The organism is Chryseobacterium sp. BIGb0232, from assembly GCF_024810195.1.
GTDB lineage: Bacteria > Bacteroidota > Bacteroidia > Flavobacteriales > Weeksellaceae > Chryseobacterium > Chryseobacterium pennae.
The window spans coordinates 479,686-502,045 of record NZ_JANUEH010000002.1 but is presented as its reverse complement, the minus strand read 5'-3'; the positions used below and the strand labels follow the sequence as shown (position 1 = coordinate 502,045).

Annotated in this window: 18 protein-coding genes; 7 read left to right on the top strand and 11 right to left on the bottom strand. The window is 36.8% G+C overall.

What is annotated here, in order from left to right; all coding sequences use genetic code 11:
- The first annotated feature begins 5 nt into the window (after window positions 1–5).
- Window positions 6–890, top strand: a complete 885-nt coding sequence (locus M2372_RS08305) for a DUF808 family protein (protein ID WP_123319866.1) — start codon at window positions 6–8, stop codon at window positions 888–890.
- Window positions 891–1,150: 260 nt separating this feature from the next.
- Here the strand turns inward: M2372_RS08305 and dnaJ are convergent, their stop codons facing one another.
- From dnaJ to proS, 5 genes are all read right to left on the bottom strand, one after another.
- Window positions 1,151–2,269, bottom strand: a complete 1,119-nt coding sequence (gene dnaJ / locus M2372_RS08300) for a molecular chaperone DnaJ (protein ID WP_115973937.1) — start codon at window positions 2,267–2,269, stop codon at window positions 1,151–1,153.
- A 102-nt stretch (window positions 2,270–2,371) separates the two neighbouring features.
- The gene (locus tag M2372_RS08295) at window positions 2,372–2,908 is read right to left on the bottom strand and encodes a nucleotide exchange factor GrpE (protein WP_123319865.1); all 537 of its coding nucleotides are present in this window, start codon (window positions 2,906–2,908) and stop codon (window positions 2,372–2,374) included.
- 271 nt (window positions 2,909–3,179) lie between these two features.
- Window positions 3,180–4,517, bottom strand: coding sequence for an Nramp family divalent metal transporter (locus tag M2372_RS08290; protein ID WP_115973939.1), 1,338 nt, complete (start codon window positions 4,515–4,517; stop codon window positions 3,180–3,182).
- Window positions 4,518–4,630: 113 nt separating this feature from the next.
- Window positions 4,631–5,962 carry an OmpA family protein gene (locus M2372_RS08285; RefSeq protein WP_123319864.1) on the bottom strand — a complete coding sequence of 444 codons (1,332 nt, stop codon included), beginning with the start codon at window positions 5,960–5,962 and terminating at the stop codon, window positions 4,631–4,633.
- 118 nt (window positions 5,963–6,080) lie between these two features.
- Window positions 6,081–7,556: a proline--tRNA ligase gene (proS, locus tag M2372_RS08280; protein ID WP_123319863.1), complete on the bottom strand. Its 1,476-nt coding sequence runs from the start codon at window positions 7,554–7,556 to the stop codon at window positions 6,081–6,083.
- A gap of 142 nt (window positions 7,557–7,698) precedes the next feature.
- On the opposite strand from proS, the gene M2372_RS08275 reads away from it, so the two are divergent.
- Window positions 7,699–8,769, top strand: a complete 1,071-nt coding sequence (locus M2372_RS08275; protein WP_123319862.1) for a prolyl-tRNA synthetase — start codon at window positions 7,699–7,701, stop codon at window positions 8,767–8,769.
- Between the two features lie 33 nt (window positions 8,770–8,802).
- Window positions 8,803–10,218 (top strand): OmpP1/FadL family transporter, encoded by a 1,416-nt coding sequence (locus tag M2372_RS08270; protein ID WP_123319861.1) that lies wholly within the window; start codon window positions 8,803–8,805, stop codon window positions 10,216–10,218.
- An 80-nt stretch (window positions 10,219–10,298) separates the two neighbouring features.
- On the opposite strand, the gene M2372_RS08265 is transcribed toward M2372_RS08270, so the two are convergent.
- Both M2372_RS08265 and M2372_RS08260 read right to left on the bottom strand, forming a co-directional pair.
- Window positions 10,299–11,006: a ZIP family metal transporter gene (locus M2372_RS08265; protein ID WP_123319860.1), complete on the bottom strand. Its 708-nt coding sequence runs from the start codon at window positions 11,004–11,006 to the stop codon at window positions 10,299–10,301.
- A 271-nt stretch (window positions 11,007–11,277) separates the two neighbouring features.
- Entirely contained in the window at window positions 11,278–12,003 is a 726-nt protein-coding gene (locus tag M2372_RS08260) for a bifunctional 2-polyprenyl-6-hydroxyphenol methylase/3-demethylubiquinol 3-O-methyltransferase UbiG (protein WP_123319858.1), read from the bottom strand.
- Between the two features lie 137 nt (window positions 12,004–12,140).
- On the opposite strand from M2372_RS08260, the gene M2372_RS08255 reads away from it, so the two are divergent.
- The 3 genes from M2372_RS08255 (at window position 12,141) to M2372_RS08245 (ending at window position 14,689) form a co-directional block, all read left to right on the top strand.
- Complete coding sequence (locus M2372_RS08255) at window positions 12,141–13,307, top strand: class I SAM-dependent RNA methyltransferase (protein WP_123319857.1); 1,167 nt, start codon at window positions 12,141–12,143, stop codon at window positions 13,305–13,307.
- A gap of 8 nt (window positions 13,308–13,315) precedes the next feature.
- Window positions 13,316–13,483, top strand: coding sequence for a hypothetical protein (locus M2372_RS08250; RefSeq protein WP_185018831.1), 168 nt, complete (start codon window positions 13,316–13,318; stop codon window positions 13,481–13,483).
- A gap of 201 nt (window positions 13,484–13,684) precedes the next feature.
- Window positions 13,685–14,689, top strand: a complete 1,005-nt coding sequence (locus M2372_RS08245) for a glycosyltransferase family 2 protein (protein WP_123319856.1) — start codon at window positions 13,685–13,687, stop codon at window positions 14,687–14,689.
- A gap of 89 nt (window positions 14,690–14,778) precedes the next feature.
- Here M2372_RS08245 and M2372_RS08240 read toward each other — a convergent pair whose 3' ends face one another.
- Entirely contained in the window at window positions 14,779–16,005 is a 1,227-nt protein-coding gene (locus tag M2372_RS08240) for an aminotransferase class I/II-fold pyridoxal phosphate-dependent enzyme (protein WP_115971671.1), read from the bottom strand.
- A gap of 157 nt (window positions 16,006–16,162) precedes the next feature.
- Between M2372_RS08240 and M2372_RS08235 the strand changes: the two genes are divergently transcribed.
- Window positions 16,163–16,621: an Lrp/AsnC family transcriptional regulator gene (locus M2372_RS08235; RefSeq protein ID WP_123319855.1), complete on the top strand. Its 459-nt coding sequence runs from the start codon at window positions 16,163–16,165 to the stop codon at window positions 16,619–16,621.
- A 71-nt stretch (window positions 16,622–16,692) separates the two neighbouring features.
- On the opposite strand, the gene M2372_RS08230 is transcribed toward M2372_RS08235, so the two are convergent.
- The 3 genes from M2372_RS08230 to M2372_RS08220 form a co-directional block, all read right to left on the bottom strand.
- Window positions 16,693–17,724: a bestrophin family protein gene (locus M2372_RS08230; protein WP_115971565.1), complete on the bottom strand. Its 1,032-nt coding sequence runs from the start codon at window positions 17,722–17,724 to the stop codon at window positions 16,693–16,695.
- A gap of 205 nt (window positions 17,725–17,929) precedes the next feature.
- The gene (locus tag M2372_RS08225; RefSeq protein ID WP_123319854.1) at window positions 17,930–20,002 is read right to left on the bottom strand and encodes a thiamine pyrophosphate-dependent enzyme; all 2,073 of its coding nucleotides are present in this window, start codon (window positions 20,000–20,002) and stop codon (window positions 17,930–17,932) included.
- Window positions 20,003–20,078: 76 nt separating this feature from the next.
- Window positions 20,079–22,235, bottom strand: coding sequence for a S8 family peptidase (locus M2372_RS08220; protein ID WP_123319853.1), 2,157 nt, complete (start codon window positions 22,233–22,235; stop codon window positions 20,079–20,081).
- Window positions 22,236–22,360: the final 125 nt, after the last annotated feature.

Sequence of the window (22,360 nt, the reverse complement as noted above, 5' to 3'; positions counted from 1 at the left end):
AAAATATGGCATCAGGCTTTTTTGCAATTTTAGATGATATTGCAGCATTGATGGATGATGTAGCAGTTACCAGTAAAATAGCTACACAGAAAACAGCAGGAATTTTGGGAGATGACCTGGCTGTAAATGCAGAAAAAGCCACTGGCTTTCTTTCTTCCAGAGAAATTCCGGTTCTATGGGCTATCACCAAAGGATCATTTATCAATAAACTGATTATTCTTCCTATCGTTTTTTTACTCAATTGGTTATATGCTCCGGCTATTAATTATGTGTTGATCCTTGGAGGATTCTATCTGGCCTTTGAAGGAGTTGAAAAAATAATAGAATTTCTTTTTCATCGTCACAAAAAGGGGCATGAAGTTATAGAGGAAATTGCAGAAGAAGAAAAAAGTTCAGAAGAAATAGAAAAACAGAAAGTAAAATCGGCAATTACAACGGATTTTATTTTATCAATTGAGATCGTTATTATTGCTTTAGGAACCGTATTGGAAGAAAGCCATCCTTTCATTACACAGATTTTAGTAACGAGCTTGGTTGCATTTATTGCGACTGTTGGAGTTTATGGAATTGTAGCTCTTATTGTAAGGATGGATGATGCAGGGTTTAAATTAATAAAGAAAAGTAACGATAAAGGTTTTTTTGGAAAGCTTGGGCATATATTAGTGAAGGCTTTGCCTATTGTTATTAAAATATTAGGAGTTGTAGGAACAATTGCCTTAGTAATGGTTGCTGGTGAAATTTTTCTACATAGAATAGAATTTTTTCATGGATTACTTCCAGCTTGGCCGGATGTTTTGAAAAAGCTTATGCTTGGAATTGTTGGCGGATTGGCAGCGGTTGCTGTCTTCACTTTAGGAAAAGGAATGTATTCTTTAGTTGCAAAAAAATAAACGATCACTACCATATAGAAGAAATCCTGCATCAAAAACATGCAGGATTTTTTTGATGTAAGATCTGGGTAATTTTATAACCGTTTCTTTACTATCCAGATATGAGCGATATGATGATTGAAAAATTAGAAGACAATTTTAAATTCTACCCAGACGAAAGGTAAAGTACCGACTATCTATTTTCTGTTGGGCATCTAACTGGTGAATATCCAAATCTTAAATTTTATACAAAAAAAAGAGGCCTAAGCCTCTTTCTATATTTAATTGAATAAATCTTTTACTTTATCAAAAAAAGTTTTCTCCTTTCCGGAAGGTTCTGCAACCATTTCTCCGCTGGACATCTGTTTTTCAAAGAAGTCTTTTTGCTCCTTAGTAAGTTTTTGTGGAGTCCATACATTGATGTGAATAAACATGTCTCCTTTACCATAGCTGTCAATGCTTGGAAGACCTTTTCCTGCTAATCTTAAGATTTTTCCGGATTGAGTTCCCGGATCCACCGTGATTTTCACTTTACCACCTACTGTAGGAATTTCTTTTTTCGTTCCTAAAGCCGCTTCAGCAAAAGAAACATACAATTCCTGGTGAAGATTATCGCCTTCTCTTTTGATCGTTTGATCTACTTCTTCTTCAATGATAACTAATAAATCACCTGGAGTTCCTCCAAACGGAGCGTCATTTCCTTTTCCTCTTACATTAAGCTGAATTCCGTCTCTTGCTCCGGCAGGAATATTGATTGTGATTTCCTCTTCATCTTTTATAAGACCCTGAGCATTTGCTCCGGCAGGAATTTTATCAGCAACCTTTCCGATTCCCTGACACGTACCACATGTGGTCTGAGTCTGCATTTGACCAAACATAGTGTTCATTACCTTAAGCTGAACACCAGAACCGTTACAGGTAGGACATATTTTTGAAGTGGCTCCTTCTGCCATCTTCATTTTTTTTACTTTAATGGTTTTATGAGTTCCGTTTACCATTTCCTCAAGGTTCAGCTTGATTCTGATTCTTAAATTAGAACCTTTTACCTGCTGACGACCACCGCCGCCACCGCTAAATCCTCCGAAACCACCGCCGAAAATATCTCCAAACTGGCTGAAAATATCCTCCATGTTCATTCCGCCTCCGAAGCCTCCGCCTCCGAAACCTCCATTTCCACCCATTCCGGCGTGACCGAACTGGTCGTATCTGGCACGTTTCTGATCGTCGCTCAATACTTCATAAGCCTCAGCAGCTTCTTTAAATTTTTCTTCAGCCTCCTTATCCCCAGGATTCTTATCCGGGTGGAATTTGATGGCCATTTTACGGTATGCTTTCTTTATTTCGTCGGCAGATGCAGATTTGCTGATCTCAAGAATCTCGTAATAATCTCTTTTTGACATGACAATTATATAATTGATTACTGATAAATGATAAAAGATATTTTAAAAATTAATAAGTGAAATATTCATCCATTATCACTCATCATTTATCATTTATGAATTTTAGTTACCTGTTACTACTTTTGCAAAACGGATTACCTTATCACTCAAAGTATATCCTGTTTCAATAACATCTACGATTTTCCCTTTCAGTTCTTCTGATGGAGCCGGAATTTGAGTAATAGCTTCGTGGAAGTCTACATTGAAGCTGTCGCCAGCATTTACTTCCATTGCTTTTAGTCCTTTTTCAGTAAGCTTATTTTTGAATTTCTGATAGATAAGCTCTACCCCTTGAAGATCAGCCGGATTTCCGTTTTTAGCGATTTCTTTTAATGCTCTTTCAAAATCATCCAAAACGCCCAACATAGAAACCATCATATCCTGATTGGCATATTGGAAGAATTCCATTTTCTCCTTAGAAGTCCTTTTTTTATAGTTTTCGAATTCAGCATATAATCTGATGTAACGGTCTTTTTCTTCTGCCAAAAGTTCCTCAGCAGAAGGAGTAACTGTCACATTTTCCTGAGACGCCGCCTCATTCTGAACATTGTTATCTTCTTGATTATTGATGCTTTCTTCGTTAATATCCTGATTTTCCATAATTCAATATTTATTTACATGAATGTTTCGCAAAGACTCTGCCAAAGGAAAAAACAGGACATTAAGGCAGAAAAATAATAGAAGATAAATTGGCTATTTTAACCGGAGACAAATAGACAGTGAGATAATAGACGAATAGATAAAAGACAAGAAACTGACAAAGAAGAGAATGAACTCTAATTTTAGATTTACAGACGACAATCTTAAAAGCTAAACCTTGAACTTAGAATCATCCTGCTCTGAATCTGAATAACGGGAATTTCTATATCTGCTATTGTTCTCCTGTAAATGTCTGATACAAAAGATACAGGTTTAAAACAATGATAATCGCTGAGATAATCCATACGCAAACCTTTAAGAACGGTTTATTCACAAATTCCCCCATTTTAGCCTTATCATTGGTAAACATGACCAGTGGAACCACTGCAAAACTTAATTGCATAGACAGAATAACCTGGCTTAAAACCAATAATTCTGTTGTTCCCTTTTCACCATAAAGAATAGCAACAATCAATGCAGGAATAACTGCAATAAGTCTTGTTATCAATCTTCGTAACCATGGTTTTAGTTTAATATTTAAAAAACCTTCCATGACGATTTGGCCTGCAAGTGTCCCGGTAAGTGTTGAGTTTTGCCCGGAGGCCAATAACGCGATTGCAAATGCAATACTAGCCATGGAAGCCCCTAAAATTGGGGTTAGCATCTGATATGCATCATGAATGTCAGCTACATGCTGGTTTCCTGTAGTATGAAATGTAGCAGCTGCCAGAATGAGAATGGCAGCATTGATAAAGAAAGCCAGCATCAATGATACGGTGCTGTCTAAGGTGGCAAATTTGATGGCTTCTTTCTTTCCTTCCGTATCGCGGGTATAGTCCCTAGTCTGTACAATACTGCTGTGAAGGTATAAATTGTGAGGCATTACAGTGGCTCCTAAAATACCTATAGCAATATAAAGCATGGCCGGATTCTGAATAATCTCTTTTTGAGGAACCAATCCACCCAGAATTTCATTAAAAGCAGGTTTTGAAATAACGATTTCATAAGCAAAACAGGCGAGGATTATGAAAATAAGCCCACCTACAATACTCTCAATCCATCGGAATCCTTTGGCCTGAAGTAAAAGAATGACCAACACATCTACAGTTGTAATCACAATTCCCCAAGTCAATGGAATATGAAAAAGCAGGTTTAAGGCAATCGCTGAACCGATGACCTCGGCGAGATCACAGGCAGCAATGGCTATTTCACAGAAAACCCAGAGAATAAAATTGGTCGTAGGATTGAAATGATCTCTACAGGCCTGCGCCAAATCTCTTTCAGCTACTACACCAAGCTTAACGGATAAATGCTGTAAAACCACTGCAAAAATATTGGAAATAAGAATGACAGAAAGTAGGGTATACCCAAACTGGGCCCCTCCGGCAATATCTGTTGCCCAGTTTCCCGGATCCATATATCCTACGGCAATCATAAGCCCCGGCCCTGCAAAAGCAAGGTATTTTCTCCAAAAACTGGCATTTTTAGGAACTTTAATAGAAGAATAAACTTCTGATAAAGAGTGGGATGTTTTATCTTTTCGCCAGGCGTTTTTTAAATTGAAATTCATAAATGTTAGAAATGACTAACAAATTTAATTAAATAAATGTAAACACAAAAAATAAGAACATAAAAAATCCCGGAAAGTAATTTCCGGGATTCAATTTTTATTGATTCTAAAGATTATTTAGAGAATCTTACAGACATTTTTCTGTCAGCAGCTCTTTCTGCATCAGAAGCTTTTGCGTCTACAGTAGCAAATTTACTTCCGTAACCTTCAGCTCCAAGAACCTGGGCACCTACTCCTGCTTTTGCTAAAGCAGCTTTGATGTGATCAGCTCTTGCCTGAGATAATTTCACATTAGAAGCTTCGTTTCCTGTTTTATCAGTATAACCACCGATTTTGATTTTTGCATCAGGGAAAGCTTTAAGGATGGCTACCAAATTATCCAACTGGCCTTGTGAACCTGTCTCTAATTCAGTAGAACTTCCCATTTTGAAGTTTACATGGTCGAAATCGTACCATTTGTCTTTTAATGCGGCATCATCTGCTGCATTTTTATACCCTCCAGATTTAAGGAATCCAATCATTTGATCTTCCATACCGCCTTTGTATCCTTTCAGCATTACTCCGTTAAGCTCGATGTTTTCATCGGTTTTCGCTACAGGAGTAGCTGTGGTAGCTGGTGTAGAAGTTGTTGCAGAAGCTGTGTCTACAGATGTTCCTGTGGAGTCTGAAGTAGAAGTCATTGTAGTTGTGGTTTGCTTCTTTTCACACTGTTTCCAAAGGAAATATCCTGCTGCAATTAATAATAAAAGCGGAAGCAACCATTTCCAGATTGAACCTCCGCCTTGATTATTATTATTGTTATTTTCAAATTGTTCTCTTATTTCTCTTGCTCCTTCGCTCACGTTTTCTCTTGCTGTAGCTACACCTTCAGTGATGTTGTCCTTAGCAGTAGAAGTTACTGAAGAAACTGTTTCCTTAGCCTGGCCGAACCAATTTTCAGCTCCCAATCCAAAGGAAGCCAAAGAAAGACCTGCCGGCAGTAAAGAAGAAATAATGCCTTTCTGATCATTCAGTAAGCTGGAAATACCTGAAGCACCCAAATTATTGTCTGCTGCATATTTTCCTACTGTGCCTACTGTAGCCCCGGTAACCAGATTTAACAAAGAACCTGCAGAATTGTTGCTGATTCCTGAAAAACTGGCAATGGAATTTACTAATCCGCCTACCTTATCTCCAAAAAGAGAAGATAATAAAGTGGTGATGATAGGATTACTAGATGATCCACCTAATAGATTTCCTAAGATTCCACTTGAAGAGGCTTTTGTAATAGCATCCAAAACACCAGGATTGTCTGCGTTATTGGCTAAACCACCTACTACAGCAGGTAATAAGCCACCAATTGCTTTAGAAATACCGGATTCGCTTTCTCCAAACTGTGATGCAGCCTGTGAAACCAAAGCGGGACCTAATTGTCCTTTAATTAAATCAATGACATTTAAAGACATAATAATAAATTTTTTTGATTAATGTTGAGATAAATTTAAACAAAAATCCGTCCAAATGTCATTTTTTTTTGAATATTTCTTTGAAAATTAACGATTTTTTTTAAAATCGTTAAAATTATTAATACGCTTTTGCGAATAACACACGTCTCTTAGAAGGTTTTCCGGAAAGTAGAGAAATACCTTCTTCGATGTCATCATCCAGAGGAATACATCTGATCGTAGCCTTCGTTTCATCCTTGATCTGCTCTTCTTCTTCAGCTGTACCATCCCAGTGTGCATAGATAAATCCTCCTTTTTCTTCAAGAACTTTTTTGAATTCTTCGTAAGTATCTACTTTGGTGATGTTATTTTTTCTGAATTCAAATGCTTTGTTATAGATATCCTGCTGAATCGTTTTCAATAACTCCTCAATATAAACATCAATACCTTCGATAGAACGAACTTCTTTAGTCAGGTTATCTCTTCTTGCTATTTCCACAGAATTGTTTTCAAGGTCTCTTGGCCCCATAGCAATTCTTACCGGAACACCTTTCAATTCGTATTCAGCGAATTTCCATCCCGGTTTGTTCTGAGTATCGTTCTCAAATTTCACAGAAATACCTTTAGCTTTTAATTTAGCCTGAATATCTAAAGCTACTTCACTGATCTGGGCCAATTGTTCTTCACCTTTAAAAATCGGAACAATCACAACCTGAATTGGAGCCAGTGTAGGAGGCAGTACCAATCCGAAATCATCAGAGTGCGTCATAATTAAAGCTCCCATCAAACGGGTAGATGTTCCCCAAGATGTAGCCCATGCGTGTTCTATTTTTCCTTCTTTGTTGGTGAATTTTACATCGAACGCTTTTGCAAAATTCTGACCTAAGAAGTGAGACGTTCCTGCCTGAAGAGCTTTTCCATCCTGCATTAATGCTTCAATACAATAGGTTTCATCTGCACCTGCAAATCTTTCAGAAGGTGTTTTTAATCCCTGAATTACCGGCATTGCCATAAAGTTTTCTGCAAAATCTGCATATACTTTGTTCATTTTCTCAGCCTCTTCTACAGCTTCATCTTTTGTAGCGTGAGCGGTATGTCCTTCCTGCCATAAGAATTCTGCCGTTCTAAGGAACAGACGGGTTCTCATTTCCCAACGTACAACGTTTGCCCATTGGTTGATAAGGATAGGAAGATCTCTATAAGACTGGATCCAGTTTTTATAAGTATTCCAGATAATTGCTTCAGAAGTAGGACGAACAATCAGTTCTTCTTCCAGTTTTGCATCCGGATCTACAATCAGTTTTGAAGGATTATTAGGATCGGTTTTTAATCTGTAGTGAGTAACCACTGCACATTCTTTTGCAAAACCTTCTGCATTTTTTTCCTCAGCCTCAAATAAGCTTTTGGGCACAAAAAGCGGGAAGTATGCGTTCACGTGACCTGTTTCCTTGAACTTTTTATCCATTTCATCACGCATTTTTTCCCAGATTGCATAGCCATACGGTTTGATTACCATACATCCACGTACTCCTGAGTTTTCAGCTAAGTCAGCTTTTACAACCAGCTCATTATACCATTTGCTATAATCTTCGCTTCTTGAGGTTAATTTTGCCATTATCTTTTAAAATTTTTTTAACTTTTGCACATTATTGTTATCTAAAAATAAAAATCTATTTTTGATAGATTTTTTAATCAGTATTGGTACATTTTTGGTACAGATTGCAAATATAATTTAAATTAAAAATTTTTACGTTATCATGAAAAGAAATATACATAAAAATTTGCTTGGTCTGCTAAAATCTAAAGGGATATTAGCAATATCAGGTGGATTATTGCTTATGTCTTGTGGTGCTCAGATGGGAGGGTATAGCGAGACGGATGGGGTATATTATGACCCTAATAAGGATACGCTGCCGGAAGGAGTTATCATTAATGGTGGCGGAAACAGAGTAGGAGACTACTACGACTACTATCAGGATTCTAATGTCATCCAGAATGCACAGACGAATTCGAGAGAACAGCAAAATAAATATAATGATTGGAGTGATGTAGATCCTAATTGGGGAAATGCTACCAACTCTGACTGGGGAATGTATGCAGGTTCTCAAACCAATTACTATGACAACTCCTGGGGATACCCTGGAGGCTGGTATGGAGGATATTCTCCATATTGGGGCTGGAACCGTGGCTGGGGCTGGGGTGCAAGCCTATCATGGGGTTGGGGAGGATCATTCGGTTGGGGCTGGGGAGGCTCTTTCGGATGGGGAAGCCCATATTGGGGTTATGGATATTCTCCTTACTGGGGTGGATATTATGATCCTTTCTGGGGTGGTTACTATGGTAACCCATATTGGGGTTATGGAGGTGGCTACTGGGGCGGACATAACAGAATTTATATGAGAAGTGGTAACAGCGGCTCAGGAATGAGTAATGCCGTATACAGAACAAATACTGCCAGAAACAATAATGGATTCAGAGACTCCAATGGGTTTAGAAATTCTAATTCCGGCGGATTCAGAAATGAAAGTTCAGGTGGATTTAGAAACGGAAACTCTGGCGGATTTAGAAATGGAAACTCCAATGGAGGGTTCAGAAACTCCGGTGGTTTCAGAAATTCAGATTCAGGAGGGTTCCGTAATACTGCTCCGCAGCAACAGCCAAGGTACAACAATGGAGGCTTCAGATCTGGAGATTCGGGAGGTTTTAGAAACAGCGGCGGATTTAATAATTCCGGTGGTGGTTTCAGATCCGGAGGGTCATCGGGCGGTGGCGGCTTTAGAGGCGGTTCATCTGGTGGTGGTGGAACCCGATCAGGCGGATTCAGATAATATTCAACTTCATAAAAAACTATTAAAAAAATAATGTTAAAAAAATCTTTAGTATTAATGGGTATTTCTGCCGCATTTTTTGCGCAGGCTCAGGATGTTTCATTAATAAGAAATACTGTAGATGTTTATTCAAGTTCTCCTATGGTGGGATCTGCCAAGTTTAATGCTATGGCAGGAGCTAACGGAGCACTAGGGGGGGATGCAAATTCTTTGCTTACCAACCCTGCCGGTTTAGGAGTGGCTATTTCAGGAGAGATTTCTGCAACTTTATCTATTATGGGTAATAAAAACAGTGCTACTTTAGGAAACCAAACAATAGATTATAGTAAAACGAGAGGGGATTTAGGAAATGTAGGCGGAATTATTGCCTTTCCTTTAATGGCTGAAACTAAATGGAAGTTTATTAATATCGGGGTTAATTTTTCAAACCAATCTCTTGATAATGTGGTACAATCTCCGGGCAACAATAATATGATTGCAGATTTTGCTGACAAATCTAGTTATTCATTAGGAGGTCATCAATACTCAAGATTTGGTAATTTATCAAAAATGAGTTTTGGTGTAGGGGCAAATTATAATCATAGTTTCTATATAGGAGCAGGGTTGAACTTTTTCAATGCAACAGTTGATCAGGGAGATATTGCTGCATTCAATTCACTTGACAATAATTCAGTAAGGTATTTTGATAAGCAGGATTCTCCTTATTGGGAGCGATCTTCCGGTTTCTCTGCTTCAGTAGGGGTAATAGGAAAATTAAGCCCTAATTTCAGATTAGGAGCATCTCTTGAAACACCCACGTTTTGGAATATAGACCGTGAATTTAGTTTCTATGATAATCCTACGTATGGAAATGGTATAGGAACTGAAAACAGAAAATTCACTTCTCCACTTAAAGCAACAGTGAGTGCAGCATTTGTAGCCAGTAAAAACTTTTCATTGAACGTAGATTATACCCTAGGTCTTACAAAACCTGATTATAAAGTATATTCTGGGATAGAAAGTGAACTGAATTCTTTCTTTAAAGAGAATTACAAGAATATGTCAGAAGTAAGAGTAGGGGCAGAATATAGAGTACAGCAGTTGAGATTAAGAGGAGGGTATTCTTATTTATCCAATCCTCTTGAAGCACTTACGATTCCAAGATTTGACAGTGCTGGTAATGTAGGAGATCAATCTTATAGTAATCTTATGCTGAGCGATAGAAATTTGGTTTCATTCGGTATCGGATATGATTTCAAATCATTCTATATTGACGCTTCTTATCAGAACATAAGCTCTAAGTACAGTAATCCGTTTATGAGAGGATTCCGTAGTGATAATTTTGATACGGCTTACTATTCTGTTGATAATAGCAACAAAGTGACTGTTTTTGAAAATGATGCTTATGCAGTAAGTGAAGTTAAAAATAACAGAAATAATTTCTTCATTACCGTTGGCTGGAAATTCTAATTTCCGTTTCGTGTAATGAAATAAAAATAAAAGCTCTGAATTGTAAAATTCAGAGCTTTTTTATGCTTAAAAAATAAATTTTAATGATGATGGAAAAGATGCATAAATAAAGCAAGAGAAACTCCTAATACGACAAGTCCTATTTTAACCCAGTCAATATTATGGTTCTTATTACTTTCAAAAATAATCACCGATGAAATGTGAAGGAAGATTCCGCCTACAATAGCAAGGAAATAAGGCTGAAGGTTAGGATTAAAATAATTTCCCAATAACATTCCCATAGGTGATGCCAGTGCAAACAGAGCTACAATCAGCAGTGATGGATAAGAGGACGAACTTTTCGATTCTCCTTTTCTGTTAAATAAAAACGCTCCCAGAATAAATGAAATCGGAAGATTATGAAATACGATTCCTAAGAGATAAGGAGACAGTTCATGCTCTTCATTGGCCAACGGAATTCCCTCAATAAAGGCATGGATAAATAGTCCTACCATTAATGCTACTGGAAGAATATTGTGTTCACCGTGATGATGAAAATGCCCATGCTCAAAGCCCTTGGTAAGTGCTTCCAGGATCATTTGCAGAAGAACTCCCGCAATGACAAATATTCCCAGATTGCTGCCTTCTGAGGAAGTATACACCTGAGGGAAAACTTCGTTCAGACAGATGGTAATCAGGAAACCAGCACTTAATACCAGCAGGTTTTTAGCCAGCTTTTCTTTTTTACCAAAGTATTTACCAAGTAAAACTCCGGTAATGACGCTTAATATAAGTAAAATAAAAGTCATATTACATAGAAGTGGGTAAGAGACAAAATAAAACAATAATTAGATTCACACCTATTATCACGAGATGTATCGTATCATTAATTTTTTCTTTAAAAATTATTTTTCTAAAAAAAAATAAAAGCACTCCAAGAATGATAAGCAAACTGGAAATGACAAATGGAAGAGGAGGAGTATGGCTATGGGTATATCCGAATTTAATTCCATAATAAATTGAAAACGCGGTCCCTAATAAAAATATAATATTAGCAATCATCCTTGAATCTATTTGAATCTATTTTTTCTTAAATAAATTGATACAACGCGGGGAATTCTCCTTATCAAATTCATTCAACTGGTAATCTCCCCAGATTTTTACTCTTTCAAAACCGCATTCCGAAGCATAAGCATGGATGGCTTCCAACGTATGAAGCTTTACTTTTTCAAAAAAATGAAAAGATTGTCCTTCTGTTTCAAAGCGGATGTCTTTAATAATGTGTCGGCCTTCAATTTTTTTCAAAATTTTAAAATCAATATCCCCACGGGTAATTATTGTTTCAGGCACCATTGTATTTCTTACATATTCTTCATTCAGATAATCCAAAACGAAATATCCTTCCGGTTTTAAAGCATTATATACCGACTGGAAAACTTTTTTATCATCATTCTCATTGTCGAAATAACCAAAACTTGTAAACAGATTGAAAACAGCATCCATAGGATCTGCATCAATTGGATTTCGCATATCATGAACCTGGAAGATCAGGGTTTGATTTTCATACTGTTTATCGGCTTCAATACTTTGTCTTGAAAGATCCAGGCCTAAAACATCATACCCCAATTTGTTGAGGAAAACTGAGTGTCTTCCTTTTCCACAGGCAAGATCAATGATCTTGGATTGAGGCGGAAGCTGTAGATCCGTAGTAAGTTTTGTGATGAAGTTTTCGGCTTCAGTATAGTCTCTGTTGCTATATAATAAATGATAATAAGGGGTATCAAACCAAGATTCAAACCATTCCATAATGCAAAAATAACTAAATTTGTGGTCTTAAAAGCAAAGTATTTTATAACATAGAAAGATTGAGAAATTCAATTACTTAGTATTTTGAACGGTTAATATTTTAAATATGAGTGCTTTAGAACTTTTAATTCAAAATTATGGACATAGAAAATCTACCAATACAGATTAAAACATTCTTCGGACTGGAGCCAATTCTTGCTGAAGAGATCAAGAAATTAGGAGGAAGAAAGGTTGAAATTAAAAACAGAGCCGTGAATTGTGAAGGAGATCTTGGTTTTCTTTATAAGATCAATTATTCTGCAAGAACAGCATTAAAAATTTTAGTGCCGATTCATGAGTTTAAAGCTTTTAATCAGCACCAGTTTTATGACAGACTGTTCAAATTTGATTGGGCAGAATTTATGGATGTTGATCAGTCTTTCTCGATTGATGCAACGGTAAATTCTGAAACTTTCAAACATTCTCAGTTTGTGACTTTAAAAATGAAGGATGCCATTGTAGATTATTTTCAGGATAAATTTAAAAGACGTCCGAATGTAGAGACTCGAGATCCGGATATTAAATTCCATCTTCATATTGATAGAGAACTGGTTATGATTTCTATGGATTCTTCCGGGGATGCTTTATTTAAGAGAGGATACAGAAGAGAGCAGGGGGAAGCTCCAATTAATGAGGTTCTGGCTAGTGGAATGCTGCAGCTTGCAGGTTGGGACGGAAAAGGAAATTTTCTTGACCCGATGTGTGGTTCAGGAACATTGCTGATTGAAGCAGCGATGATTGCCATGGATCTTCCGGCTCAGATTTTCAGAAAAAGATTCGGGTTCCAGAACTGGAAAAACTATGATGCTGACCTGTTTTCCAAAATTAAAGAATTCAGAGTCAACAGAGTGAGACAGTTTGATGGGAAGATTGTAGGGTATGATATTGATGCAAGAATGCTGAACGCTGCCAGAATGAATGTGGAAGCCGCAGAAATGGAAGATGTAATTGAAATCAAGAAGCAGAATTTCTTTGATTCTAAAAAAGAACTTTTTCCATTATTGATGGTATTCAACCCTCCTTATGATGAGAGAATTTCGATTAATGACGATGATTTCTACAAAAAGATAGGAGATACTTTTAAAACTAATTATCCGAATACTCTTGCATGGCTGATTTCATCTGATCTTGAGGCTGTGAAGAAAATCGGATTGCGCCCTTCAAGAAAGATCAAACTGTTCAACGGAAAGCTGGAAACGAGATTTTTACAGTACGAAATGTATGAAGGAACGAAGAAAGTACATAAATTAGAGGATAAATCTTAAATTTAAATATGTCTTGGAATATTTTAGAGATACTTGATGTTGTTTTGGATGCATTTGGTCTGTTTAGCTCCGGATCAAAATCATCACATTCAAAACCTAAAAGAAAGGCTTTAAATCATAATATAATATCTCAAAAGAAAGAGCTAAAAGATCCTGATATTTCACAGAAAAAATAACTGCAATAGATTTATTTCAGTTTAATTAAAATCTAAAAACAGACTGTATCTCTAGAAAGTGCAGCCTGTTTTATTTTATTATGGATTTGAAGATTTAATATTTTTATTACTTACAATTGATTGAAAGTAAATTTATTTGAATAAGCTGTTAAACTGTTTGTAGGTTGTTCTGCGAATAAGTAATTTTGAAAAATTTTCAATTTGAAACCTAGTATTTCCATTATTGTTGCCATTTACAACCGAAAAGATGAACTTTTCGAGTTGCTGACTTCTTTGACCCAACAGACTGATAAAGCGTTTGAAATTATTATCGTGGATGATGGTTCAATCATCGATCTGAAACCTACCCTAAAGAATTTTGAAGAGGTTCTGGATATTAAATATTTCAGAAAAGATAATTCAGGTCCGGGACTGACAAGAAATTACGGGGCAAAAAGAGCAACAAATGAATGGCTGGTATTTGTAGACAGTGATGTGATTGTTGAAAAGGATTATATTGAACATATTAAAAAAGATATTCAAACGGTTCCCTGTGATGCATTCGGAGGAGCAGATAAGGCTCATAAAGGCTTTAATCTAATGCAGAAAGCGATTTCATATTCTATGACCTCTGTTTTTACCACTGGAGGAATCAGGGGAAGTAAGAAAGCAGTTTCAAAATTCCAGCCCCGAAGTTTTAATATGGGAGTGAAAAAGGCGGTTTTTGAAAAAGTAGGTGGTTTTTCCGAAATGAGAATAGGAGAGGATCCGGATTTATCGATGACCCTTTGGGAAAACGGATTTACAACAGCATTTTTTGATGATATTGCCGTTTACCATAAGCGGAGGGTAGATTTTGGAAAGTTCTCCAAGCAGGTCTATCAGTTTGGCTGTGCAAGACCGATTCTTAATCAGAGGCATCCGAATTATGTAAAAATATCTTTTGCGTTTCCTACCTTATTTATGCTGGGATATATTATGGGATTTATGGAGTATTTTGTGTTGGAAAGAGGCATTATTCTCGCTTTCTATGGACTGTATACATTTCTGGTCTTTTTCCATGCTTTATTACTGACTAAAAATATCAGCATTGCCGGAATGGCAGTGATCTCCACCTATATTCAGATGTTTTCTTACGGATATGGTTTCCTGAAATCCTGGGTGCTGCTCAATATCTTCAGGATGAAGCCTGAGGATGCTTTTCCGCATCATTATTATAAGAAATAGAGGTTTGGTATTTATGAACCTATATTAGTTACAACAAAAAATAAAGAAGGCTGTTTCATTTGAAACAGCCTTCTTTTGTACAATAAAATTTAGGATATGAAGATGTTTTCATGGTTAAGAATACCTACTTTCAGCATGCATTCTTTCATTTTATGATAAGTTCTTTTGATGTCGTGGTCTAAACCGATGGAGAATCTGATCAATCCGTCAGAAATACCGATCGAAGCACGTTCTTCTTCAGGAATCTCAGATGAAGTTGATTTTCCTGAGCATGAGAAAAGAGTCTTGTAGAAACCTAGGCTTACTGCCAGATACCCAAGGTTTTCGGTCTGCATCATTTCCATCAGTTCGTTCGCTTTTTCTGTAGTTCCTGCATCCAGGGTTAGTAATCCTCCGAATCCGTATTCTTCATCGATCATGCTTTTCATCAGTTCATGATTCTTATGAGATGGTAATCCCGGATAAGATACTTTTAAGCCATCTTTTTCAAAACTTTCAGCAAGATACAGGGCGTTGTGGCTATGTTGCTTTATTCTGATATGAAGGGTTCTCAGGTTTTTAAGAATACTTGAAGCTCTTAAACTGTCCATTGTAGGCCCCAGCAGCATACATGCCCCGGAGTTTACATTTTTAGTATCATCAATAAATGCCTGTGTTCCGCAATATACACCCCCTACAGTATCACTGCTTCCATTGATGAATTTCGTTAAACTATGGATCACAACGTCTGCCCCGAATAACTGTGGTGAAATGGAAAGCGGTGAAAATGTATTGTCTACAATCAGTTTTAAATTATGTTTTTTACAGATTTCAGAAAGTTTTCTGAGATCTGCCACTTCAAGTAACGGGTTGCTTACACTTTCGCAGTAGATTACTTTGGTGTTAGCAGTAATTGCATTTTCAATAGACTCAAAATTGTTGATGTCTACAAAAGTGGTTGCTACATTGAATTGAGGTAAAAAGTTTTTAAGGAAAGCGTAGGTTCCTCCATAAATGGTTCTGCTTGAAATGATATGGTCTCCACTTTTGCATACCTGCATCAAAACAGAGGTAATGGCTCCCATTCCGGATGCTGTAACGTTGGCAGATTCCGTATTCTCCATTTTTGCTAAAGCCTGTGCCAGATAAAGGTTCATAGGTGATGAATGTCTGGAGTACAGGTAACATCCTTCAGCATTCCCTTCAAATGTATCAAACATGGTCTTTGCAGAAAGGAAAGTATAGGTGGAGCTGTCAGAAATAGAAGGATTTACTCCTCCGAATTCGCCAAAATACTGAAGATCCTGGATCTCGTTGGCTGCGTTAAAGTTTTCCATAAGCATTGTTTTTATTTTACTGGCCTAATTTGCATTATTTTCCTAATTATTACAACATAAATTTAAATTTATAGAATATAAAACTGGAAAATGTTGTTTATTTAGAAAATATAATTGCTATCTTCGGAAATATTAAATTTTCACCAAAAAATTATCTATGGAACTTGATGATACAGATAGAAAACTGCTTCTGTTTTTGCAGGAAGACTGTAAGCAAACCACCAAAGAGCTTGCCAGTAAGCTGGGATTGTCAGTTACTGCTGTTTATGAGCGGATAAAAAAGCTTGAAAATGCAGGTGTTATTTCCAAATATGTGGCATTATTGGACAGGAAAAAGATCAACCGGGAGTTTATCGTTTTGTGCCATGTGAAATTAACACAGCACAAGAAAGAATTTGTTCTGCAGTTTGAAAGAGAAGTGATGAATCTCCAGGAAGTTACAGAATGCTTCCATGTAAGTGGAGATTATGATTATATTCTTAAAATAGGAGTGAGGAATATTGAAGATTATCGGAATTTTATGCTCACAAAGCTTACGACGCTTCAGCACATCGCAAGCACGCACAGTTCATTTATGATTTCCGAAGTGAAAAATACAACGGCAATTGCTTTATAAAGAAATAATTAGGTGTTAAAACCGTTAAATTGACTACCGTTTCCGGCATTACTCGTCAGTGATTACTCATGCTAAACAAGAACTCCGTTTTTAGAAGCAATAGGATCCGGAAGATCTGTTTCACCTGTCATTTGTAAAAGATCGATTTCAATAGTCCGGCAGATGGAAAGCATTGGAACATCAAACATTAATCCAGCAAAAGGGTTTTCGGAATAGTCGCCCACAAGTTCCATGATAATATAGATCCATCCGATGATAATACAGAAAGGGATAGAAGTCCAGATTCCCCAGTCTCCCAGTTTGGCAAATTCATTCACCAGTCCCAGGGGAAGAAGGGTGATAAAAAGAATATTAAAAACAAAAGCTGTGCTGGCAAACTGTCTTGGAGAAGGGAATTTTTTAATTCTTTCCGCTTGTCCCTGAAAGTTATAGAATTCATTCAGGCAGTTCTGTAGCTGTGTTTGATTGAAATCTGTGATAGCATTCATGTTTTTAAGCTCATTAATATCTTTTGCCTGTTGAGAAACTAAATAAGTGGCAAAATTTTTATAATCACTTTTCAGTTCATATTCTTCTTCTGAGAGATATTTATGTAAGAAAATAGGAGCTCTTCCATAATCCGGAAAGCCCGCTTTAATCAGTCTGTTCCTTCTCAGGTTAATGTTCCCGAATTTATTGTTTTCAGAACTGATATGTTCCCATTCTGTGGGGACTAAAAGTTGTTCACGGAAAGTATATAACCATGCAATATGACGGTAGATGATCTTCTTTTTTCTGTCTTCAAGATCAAAAATACCTATTTCTTCATTTTTTGTATCAAAAGCCTGTACCATTGAAGCGAATGAACGGCTTGAGTTCACAATTCCACCCCATATTTTTCTGGCTTCCCAAAGTCTGTCATATGCCTGGTTGTTTTTGAAACCTACTAAGAATGCTTCTGCTGTACCAATAAGGGCGACAGGAACCCATGGAATGGTCATCCAGTGCCAGTTGAAGAAATAAAACAGAACAGCAATCAAAGTACACCATATTGATATTAAAAGAAGATGTACACCGGATAGATTGAGAACCTGTTTATAGTTGACGTATTTGGTTGTGATCATAAAGAAGAATGTGTTTTGCGTGTACAGACAAAATAAGTACCAAACTTTGTAAGAGTTTATGGGAAAGTGCCTGTTATAAATCTAATTTCAGTTTTTCGTTTAGGTATAATGTTCTCAGGTTGAGTTTGATAATCTTAAATAAAAGTAATGAAAAAAATGCATAAAAAAACCTCTAATTTTCTTAGAGGCCTTATTTTATATCAATTTAATATTGTAGCATTTCTTCGATCTTCCTGGAAAGCTTTTCAGCGTTAGGAAGCATTTCTTTTTCGAGAACCAGATTAATAGGAACAGCCGGAGTATCTAAAGAGCCCATTGTTTCTACCGGAGCATCAAGATATTTAAAGCAATTCTTAGAAATTCTGTGTGCAAATGCTTCTGCAAAAGAGTTGTTAAGCTGTTCTTCCGTAAGAACGATACATTTTCCGTGAGCTTTTACCCTTTCAAAAACAAGTTCTTCATCCAAAGGAATTAAAGTTCTTAAATCAATCACTTCCACTTTTCCGTTGAAGTTCTTTACAGCCTCTTTAGCCCAGTAGACTCCCATTCCGTAAGTCACAACAACTAAGGTTCTGCCTTTTTCTGCTTCATTCTTATCAGCTTCTATGATGATTTTGCCTTTTCCGAATGGTAAAACGTAATCTTCAGCAGGTTCAATGGTTTTGGCATCCTCAGTTCCCGGAACTTTGCTCCAGTACAATCCTTTATGCTCAAGCATTACTACTGGGTTTGGGTCATAGTAAGCTGCTTTTAGCAATCCTTTGAAATCCGCTGCGTTACTTGGATAAGCTATTTTGATTCCTTTAATATTGGCCAGAATACTTTCAACACTTCCACTATGGTAAGGACCGCCACCGCCGTAAGCACCAATAGGAACACGGATGATATTGCTTACCGGGAATTTTCCGCCACTTAAATAACTTGATTTTGAAATTTCTGTAATTAATTGGTTGATCCCGGGATAAATATAATCGGCAAACTGAACTTCAACAATTGGTTTCAGGCCTACAGCGCTCATTCCTGTTGTAGAACCAATGATATATGCTTCCTGAATGGCTGTATTGAAAACTCTTTTGCTGCCAAACTTTTTCCCAAGGGTTACTGTTTCACGGAAAACTCCACCAATTCTTTCTCCTACATCCTGGCCATAAAGAAGAGCCTCAGGGTGCTTCCACATCAATTCCTGTATTGCGTGGATGGCAGCATCTACCATGACAATCTTTTCCCCGTTGGCAGGTTCACGTGTGCCCGTTTCCTCTGTAATTGGAGTAGGAGCAAATATGTGCTGCATTACGGTTTCAGGCTTTGGATCTTCAGCATTTTTAGCTTTTTCAAAAGCTTCTTCTGCTTCAAGACGCGCTTTTTTGGTAATCTGTTTTAAAAGATCTTCATCTGCACCTGCTTCCAGTAATTGTTTTCTAAGGATTTCTCCCGGATCTTTAGCTCTATGTTTCGTTAAATCTTCTTCATCTCTATAAAATTCTCTTCTAACTCCTGAAGTATGATGCCCGATCAATACTGTTTTTGCACAGACAACCAGAGGTTTTCTTTCTGTTCTTACAAAATCTACAGCCTTTTTCATAGCCTCAAAACTTTCTATGAAATCAGTGCCGTCAACCCTCATTCTGCTTAATCCTGTAAATCCAGATACAAAATCATAAGCATCACAGGTTCTTGCTTCATCTTTGGTTACAGAAATTCCCCATTCGTTATCCTGAACAAGGAAGATAATAGGAAGCTGGTGCAGTGCTGCAAATTGTAATGCTTCACTCACTTCCCCTTCTGTTACAGAATTGTCACCAAGGCTACAGATTACGACAGGGTTGTTTTCAAACTGCTGGAGATTGAAGTCCTGAATGTATTTTATTCCCTGGGCAACCCCTGTTGTAGGAATGGTCTGCATTCCTGTTGCAGAACTTTGGTGAATGATTTTGGGTTTGTTTTCATCCCTGCTTGAAGGGTGAGAATAATAGGATCTACCTCCTGAAAAAGGATCATCAGCTTTAGCCAGTAATTGAAGCATGAGTTGGTAAGGTTCAAAACCTATTCCCAAAAGGATACTTTCGTCTCTGTAATAAGGAGAAATCCAGTCTTCTTTTTTTAATTGATAGGCTGTTGCTAACTGTATGGCTTCGTGGCCTCTTGAAGTACTGTGAACGTATTTACAGATGTTTCTGTTTTCTTCATAAATGTCAGCCATTGCTTTAGCAAGCATCATATGATTGTACGCTTTAAGTAAAATATCCTGAGAAACTTTTTCGTGAAGTGTATTTTCCATAGGAAGCAAATATATATAAAAAAAACAAAATACTAACAACTGTTAGTATTTTGCAAAAAAAATATAAATTTGATGATTATTCTTTAATTATTTTTTTAGAAATAACGTCATTTCCTGTTTTTACTTCTATGATGTAAATTCCTTTTGTATAATCCGATAAATCAACTACTTCCTTGTCACTGCTGATCGTGCCGTTATGCAGCTTTTTACCAGACAAATCGTAAATTGTAAAAGTAGATTTTTTAGGAGCTTTAAGGATGTTTATTATGTCTTTTGTAACGGAAGGAGCTACAGCAAGACCACTTAAAATCCCCGCTTTAGACCCTCGGGCTCCTAATGTTAATACTTCGTTATATCCGGTTACAACAATAGAGTAATTTTGAGGAGCGTTTTCATTATTATTGTTTTTAAGAGTGCCTTTATTGGTAATTTCAATTCTGTAAATTCTTCCTGCTACAGGAGTATCTACTATTACCTGTTCAACATTATCTACGATGTTATCTCCTTTTAATGCTGTCATTGGACTGTTGTAATCAAGTCTCCATGGAAGGTAGATGGTGTTGTCTGTAACATCAATAATTCTTACATCCAAATCATTTATTAACTTGGAACTTCTATTGTTATGTAAGTTTTGTAAAGATGTATTGTTGTCAACACCCGGATACTCAGGGTCCACCCATGAAATAGTGACTTTTAGTGGTTCATTTCCGGAAGCAATAACTGTTTTTTTGTTAGGAGTTCCGCTGTTCAATGTTTCATTATTGAAAATAATTGTGTTATTGGATTTTCCTACAAGAAGTTCTGCTCCTTTTTTTGCATTAATAAAGCCCCAGCCAAATTGAGCATCAGGTCCAGCAGCGTTACCTGCTTCCAAGGCAGAATGAATCATTAACGTTTTTGCAGATGCTGCATTTAATAAGGCTCCAGAAAATAACTGTTTATTAATCTGAGTCCAAAGCCCAATAATTCCTGTAACAATAGGGGCAGAATAAGAGGTTCCGCTGCCGATTTCCACACCGCTGTTTCCTGTTGAATTATTTTGAGTGGTAGCGCTCGCCACGTCTGTTCCAACTGCTGTAATATCTGGTTTGATTCCACCGTCATCTCTAGGCCCTGCACTGCTGTAATTAGAGTGAATAACATTCGCAGCCACGGAATATCTTCCGTCATTGGCTGTTATTCTATCTGCAGCAGCAACAGAAATGATATTTTTAGCTACAGATCCGGGAGATATACAGTCGTATCCTTGAAGACAGTTAACAGGAGGAAGAGTGTCTGTAGTGGCAAATTCTACCCAGCTGCCAGCAGCATTTTTATAATATTTTTTAAAATTAGTTGTTTGTGTTGAATAAGCATTGTTTCCCATATTGAAGGAATTTCCAGCAGATTTAACAATTATATAAGAAGGATCACTATAAACAAGTAAGTCATAAAACTTATCATTTACAATATAAGACCCCTGCATGTCATATGTTGTAGTTGAAGGAGTAAAGCTTCCATTCCATCCCCAAGCATTGAGATTGTTGACTGTTATAAGATCCCAGCCGGCACTGATACCATAAGAGTGATTAGAGATGTTAGGTTCTGCAGTTAAGATCTTTTGAAATACGTTTTTTGATGTTGTTTCTCCCTGTAATATAGAGCTTCCGAAAGAGTACGCATCTATTGTACAGTTAGGAGCAATGCCTTTAAAATTGACTTGTCTTCCACTGGGAGTAAAGGTGTAAGAAAAGTCTCTTGCACCAATAAAACTGGCTACAGATGTAGCATGGTTGCCATAATTAAGACTGCTGCTTTCTTTATTGGTAATTCTGCCAGGAGCATTGTTGAAAAGAACATGATCAGCATATACTCTTGCAGTACTAGACACAGTGCTTCCATCAAATATGGTAAACTTAATGTTTTCACCATTAAAAGATCCTGTTAGCCCCGTAATATTGCCTCCCTGTAAATAGTCTGAATTGGAGTTTTTAATTTGGTCCATATCGTGAACTTTATAAAAATAAGGCTGATTGCCATTCGTAAAACCTGCAAGGCTGGCTTTGAACTCATCGATTTCTTTTAAAGCTTCCGAATTTCTGTTTGAGCTATATTTCTTAGCTATATAGGTATCCAGTTTTTGGATATCCTCTGTTCTTAATTTTTCAAATTCTCTTTTCAGAGTTTCATTTTTGTTTTGTGCACTTGTTAAAGAAATAACCAAAGTACTGATCGAAATAAAGATTTTCTTCATAATATTTGATAGATGTTTAAAGGTTGTTGTGTTTTTCAAATATATAAATGTTGTATTTGTTTTCCTTTTTTTTTGGCTTTTAATTTGAGTTTTGGTGTTATTTGTTGAATTTTAATTGTTTATTG

Bases quoted from the DNA above. Each gene is read 5' to 3' on its own strand.
- M2372_RS08240 (WP_115971671.1), bottom strand. From the start codon at position 16,005: ATGGAAAACTTTAACGCAGCCAACGAGATCCAGGATCTTCAGTATTTT.
- M2372_RS08270 (WP_123319861.1), top strand. From the start codon at position 8,803: ATGTTAAAAAAATCTTTAGTATTAATGGGTATTTCTGCCGCATTTTTT.
- M2372_RS08235 (WP_123319855.1), top strand. From the start codon at position 16,163: ATGGAACTTGATGATACAGATAGAAAACTGCTTCTGTTTTTGCAGGAA.
- M2372_RS08265 (WP_123319860.1), bottom strand. From the start codon at position 11,006: ATGACTTTTATTTTACTTATATTAAGCGTCATTACCGGAGTTTTACTT.
- M2372_RS08225 (WP_123319854.1), bottom strand. From the start codon at position 20,002: ATGGAAAATACACTTCACGAAAAAGTTTCTCAGGATATTTTACTTAAA.
- dnaJ (WP_115973937.1), bottom strand. From the start codon at position 2,269: ATGTCAAAAAGAGATTATTACGAGATTCTTGAGATCAGCAAATCTGCA.
- M2372_RS08295 (WP_123319865.1), bottom strand. From the start codon at position 2,908: ATGGAAAATCAGGATATTAACGAAGAAAGCATCAATAATCAAGAAGAT.
- M2372_RS08285 (WP_123319864.1), bottom strand. From the start codon at position 5,962: ATGTCTTTAAATGTCATTGATTTAATTAAAGGACAATTAGGTCCCGCT.
- M2372_RS08255 (WP_123319857.1), top strand. From the start codon at position 12,141: ATGGACATAGAAAATCTACCAATACAGATTAAAACATTCTTCGGACTG.
- M2372_RS08230 (WP_115971565.1), bottom strand. From the start codon at position 17,724: ATGATCACAACCAAATACGTCAACTATAAACAGGTTCTCAATCTATCC.
- M2372_RS08260 (WP_123319858.1), bottom strand. From the start codon at position 12,003: ATGGAATGGTTTGAATCTTGGTTTGATACCCCTTATTATCATTTATTA.
- M2372_RS08305 (WP_123319866.1), top strand. From the start codon at position 6: ATGGCATCAGGCTTTTTTGCAATTTTAGATGATATTGCAGCATTGATG.
- proS (WP_123319863.1), bottom strand. From the start codon at position 7,556: ATGGCAAAATTAACCTCAAGAAGCGAAGATTATAGCAAATGGTATAAT.
- M2372_RS08220 (WP_123319853.1), bottom strand. From the start codon at position 22,235: ATGAAGAAAATCTTTATTTCGATCAGTACTTTGGTTATTTCTTTAACA.
- M2372_RS08290 (WP_115973939.1), bottom strand. From the start codon at position 4,517: ATGAATTTCAATTTAAAAAACGCCTGGCGAAAAGATAAAACATCCCAC.
- M2372_RS08275 (WP_123319862.1), top strand. From the start codon at position 7,699: ATGAAAAGAAATATACATAAAAATTTGCTTGGTCTGCTAAAATCTAAA.
- M2372_RS08250 (WP_185018831.1), top strand. From the start codon at position 13,316: ATGTCTTGGAATATTTTAGAGATACTTGATGTTGTTTTGGATGCATTT.